Annotated in this window: 4 protein-coding genes and 1 pseudogene; 2 read left to right on the top strand and 3 right to left on the bottom strand. The window is 64.8% G+C overall.

Annotated elements, in window-relative coordinates; translation table 11 throughout:
• The 3 genes and pseudogenes from AC1D00_RS30830 to AC1D00_RS30820 form a co-directional block, all read right to left on the bottom strand.
• Positions 1 to 229 (bottom strand): annotated as a pseudogene (locus tag AC1D00_RS30830) (SIS domain-containing protein); the annotation flags it as partial.
• Between the two features lie 8 nt (positions 230 to 237).
• Entirely contained in the window at positions 238 to 993 is a 756-nt protein-coding gene (locus AC1D00_RS30825; protein ID WP_025576113.1) for a UTRA domain-containing protein, read from the bottom strand.
• Positions 984 to 1,862, bottom strand: coding sequence for a BadF/BadG/BcrA/BcrD ATPase family protein (locus tag AC1D00_RS30820; RefSeq protein ID WP_025576114.1), 879 nt, complete (start codon positions 1,860 to 1,862; stop codon positions 984 to 986). Before AC1D00_RS30820 ends, AC1D00_RS30825 begins: the two co-directional genes overlap by 10 nt.
• 93 nt (positions 1,863 to 1,955) lie before the next feature.
• On the opposite strand from AC1D00_RS30820, the gene AC1D00_RS30815 reads away from it, so the two are divergent.
• The gene (locus tag AC1D00_RS30815; RefSeq protein WP_477013258.1) at positions 1,956 to 2,900 is read left to right on the top strand and encodes an N-acetylmuramic acid 6-phosphate etherase; all 945 of its coding nucleotides are present in this window, start codon (positions 1,956 to 1,958) and stop codon (positions 2,898 to 2,900) included.
• A 1-nt stretch (position 2,901) separates the two neighbouring features.
• The coding region (locus AC1D00_RS30810) for an ABC transporter substrate-binding protein (protein WP_477013257.1) at positions 2,902 to 3,907 on the top strand (1,006 nt) is incomplete at its 3' end.

The raw sequence follows: 3,907 nt of genomic DNA, 5'->3' as shown, positions 1-3,907 counted from the left end.
GATAAAGCGTCGCAATCGAGGGGACGATGGAGACACAAGGCACCCCAGAAACAATCTCGACGAGATATTTCAGATAGAGCGCGCAGCAATCCGACGAACCACGGCCGATGGTTGCGACGAGCGGCGGATCGAGGGCACGCAGGCGCGCTCCGAGTTCAGCGAGCCGTTCAGCATTCTGACCGAGCTGGCGCGCAGCCGCTTCGCCGGCCTCGCCGATCTCCTGCAGCATGTGTGTCGTCATCGGTGCGTCTTTCGGGCCGGGGGCGACAGCGTGAGTTCGGAGACGAAATCATAGGCGTCGGCACGGTACCAGGACTTCGTGAACTCCACGCAGGCTCCGCCGGCGAGGTAGGCGATGCGCTGGATGTAGAGCGCCGGGCTGTCCGGCGCGACGCCGAGCAGTTCAGCATCCGCATGTTCGAGGATGGTCGCACGCAAGCGCTGCAAGCCCCGGGTTGGCTTGAAGCCCCTTGCGGAGAGTGCCTCGTAGAGCGAGGCGCCAACCGAATCCTGTTCAGGAAGAAAGCGTATCGGCACGGCGGCGCGTTCGATTGCCATGGGCGAACCGTCGGCCAGGCGCAGGCGTCCGAGCCGGAACACGCGGTCGTTCGGTCGTACGCCAAGCATCATCGCCTCTTCCGGCGTCGGCAGGAACACGCCGCGTTCGAGCTCGCGGGAGCTAGCCTCCAATCCGCGCAGCCGCATGTCTTCCGTGAAACTCGTCAGGCGCGACGAGGGCTGTTCGACGCGCGGCGTTGCGCGATGGATGAAGGTGCCCGCGCCGTGGCGGTGATACAGCACGCCTTCGGCGATCAGATCGGCGATCGCCTTTCGCAGCGTGGTGCGCGATATGTCGAGCAGCTCGCACAACACCCGCTCCGCCGGAAGCAGTTGCGTCTCCGCGAAGCGTCCGGTCTCGATCTCGCGCCGAAGCGCGTCGACCACGGCACGATAGAGCTTTTGGCCCGGCGCCGTTTCGACCGTCATGGACATGCCGCGTCCTCCGCGAGCGTTCCGCCGGCGAGAAGGATCGCGCCGTCGACTGCGTCGCGCCGCGGCTGGGCGAGGCGCTTGGCAACATCAGGCGGCAAGAACGGGCGCAAGGGCTCGCCGAAGCCGCCCGCGAGCGCAATGCGCTCGGCGCCGAGCGCGTTCAGCGCGTTCGCGAGCGCCTCGATCGCGCAGGCCGCTTCCCCGACGATTTCGCGCGCGCGCTTGTCTCCGGACCTGGCGACGTCAAGGACTTGGGGGGCGAAGGAGCCATAGTCTCTGGGTCTGGCCTCCGCTGCCCAGCGGCTCATTCGCAATGGATCATCGTCAAAACGTCGCCCGAGCGCCTGGGCGAGCCCACTCATCGGCTCGAGGCCGTCGATCGCACGCAGCGTCGCGCGCAATGCCGATTCGCCGAGGCGTGCGGCGGATCCGTCGTCACCCAGCCAGAAGCCGCGTCCGCCGATTATCGTCGTTCGTTCTCCCAGGCGAGCGATGCCCGCCGAGCCCGTGCCCGCGATGATTAGGCCACCGTCACCGACGCCATTGGCTCCCACGCAGGCGGCGACAGCATCATTAACGGCGACGATGCGTGCGAAGCCGGGCAGGGCGGCAGAAACACGCTCCGCTTCGTTGTCGTCCGAAAGCCCGGCAAGGCTCAGGCCGAGGGCGATCTCCTGCCGTGACGCGCCGGCGCTGATCGCGGATTCGATGGTTTCACGCACGACCCGCATCGCCTCGTCGAAGTCGAGATAGATGTTCGAAGCCGGCCCGAGGCCGCGCCCGAGCTCGCGGCCAGACGAGTCCCGCAATCTCGCGCGGCAACGGGTGGCGCCGCCGTCTACTCCGAGAAAGAACCGGGCTGTCGCCAAGGAGCCTCCTAAAAAAATTCTTAACGCCTCTAGACAAGTGGTATGTCACGTGGATAAAACGAATACAAGAGGTATCTACCATTGGTATTCACGATGTCGGTACTGCCGAACTTGGAGTCGGGCGGAGAGAGGTGCGGCGACACCACTGACGTCGTGACGACCGATGAGGCGAAGTTTGCGCACGCGATGCTCGCTTCCTACCGCCGGGCGATTGCTTCGGTCGCGGCTGCCTCCACCGACATCCGCGCGGCGGCACTTCGGCTCGCCGCCATTTGGCGAGCCGGCGGGCGTCTGGTCTATGCCGGTGCGGGGTCTTCCGGCCTTGCGGCGGCCGAAGATGCTGCCGAGCTTCCCGGTACATTCGRCCTTGACCAGAGCCGCATCGCGATTGTCTTGCCCGGCGGGACCGCCGAGCCGTTTCGCATCGACGGCGCGGTGGAGGACGATGCTGTCGCCGGTGAGGGGGCCATGACCGAGCTTGGCGATCTGTCCCGCGACGCCGTGATCGCTGTATCGGCGAGCGGCTCGACGCCGTTCACCGTCGCTGCGGCGGCAGAGGCGCGTCGCCGCGGCGCCTTCGTGGTCGGCATCGCGCACTATCCGGCCTCGCCGTTGCTCATCGGCGCCGACGCGTCGATCCTGCTCGAAAGCGGAGAGGAGGTGCTGCGCGGCTCGACGCGGCTCGCGGCCGGCGCCGCGCAAAAGGCCGCGCTCGGTATGCTCTCGTCATTGATGGGACTCGAGCTCGGTCACATACACCAGGGGCTGATGGTCAATCTGAAGGCCGATAACGCCAAGTTGCGCGAGCGGGCGCGCGGGATCGTCGCAACGATCGCGAGCGTCAGCGACGCCAAAGCGGCAGCGGCCTTGCGTGAGGCCGGCGGCGATGTCAAGCCAGCGGTGCTGATTGCCTGCGGCGCCGCCAGCATGAGCGAAGCCGTCAACTGGCTCGCTGCTGCGGAAGGCCGCATAGACGACGCGTTGCGCCGCGCGAGGGTCAACGGAATCAAGGGCGAAGGCCCGAACAAGGGAGCGTAGCATGAGACGGACATTCAAGGCCGCATTGGGAGCTGAGGTTGCCGCGTTGGCGTTGCTCGCCGGGCTAGCGTCGGCCAAGGCAGGCTCATTGAAGATCGAGAGCTGGCGTAATGATGACGCCGACATCTGGAACTCCAAGATCATTCCCGCCTTCAACAAGCAATATCCCGACATCAAGATCGAATTCGCGCCCTCGGCACCCAAGGAATACAATGCCGCCCTCAACGCGCGGCTCGATGGCGGCACCGCCGGCGATCTTATTACCTGCCGTCCGTTCGATGCCTCGCTCGCGCTCTACCAGAAGCATCAGCTCGACAGCGTCGACAGCATCAAGGGCATGGACAATTTCTCCGATGTCGCAAAGGCTGCATGGCAAACCGACGATGGCAAAACCACTTTCTGTGTTCCGATCGCCTCCGTTATCGCCGGGTTCATCTACAACAAGGAGGCCTTCGCCAAGGTCGGCGTAACCGAGCCGAAGACGCTCGACGAATTCCATGCCGTGCTCGATAAGCTGAAGAAGGAAGGGACTTATGTCCCGCTGGTGATGGGCACGGCTGACCAGTGGGAGGCCGCAACAATGGGCTTCCAGAACATCGGTCCCGACTATTGGAAGGGCGAGACGGGTCGAGCCAATCTGATTGCTGGCAAGGAGAAGCTCACCGACGCGCAATATGTCACGGCCTTCAAGGAGATCGCAAGCTGGGCCCCGTATCTCGGATCGGGCTTCCAGGCGCAGACCTACGCGGACAGTCAGAACCTCTTCTCGCTCGGCAAGGGCGCGATCTATGCGGCTGGCTCGTGGGACATCTCGACGTTCCGGGGCCAGGCGAAATTCGCCATGGGTGCATTCCCGCCGCCGCAGCCGGCCGGCACGACGGATTGCTATATCTCGGATCACACCGACATCGCGATGGGCGTCAACGCAGCCTCGAAGAACAAGGAGGATGCCAAGAAGTTCCTGGAATGGCTGACGACACCGGAATTCGCAACGATCTATGCCAACG

It is taken from the genome of Bradyrhizobium sp. P2_E8 (assembly GCF_056403875.1).
This window is presented reverse-complemented; position numbering and strand designations above follow the sequence as displayed.

What these genes read in the sequence shown, in the direction of transcription:
- AC1D00_RS30825 (WP_025576113.1), bottom strand. Translation starts at nt 993, where the DNA reads ATGTCCATGACGGTCGAAACGGCGCCGGGCCAAAAGCTCTATCGTGCC.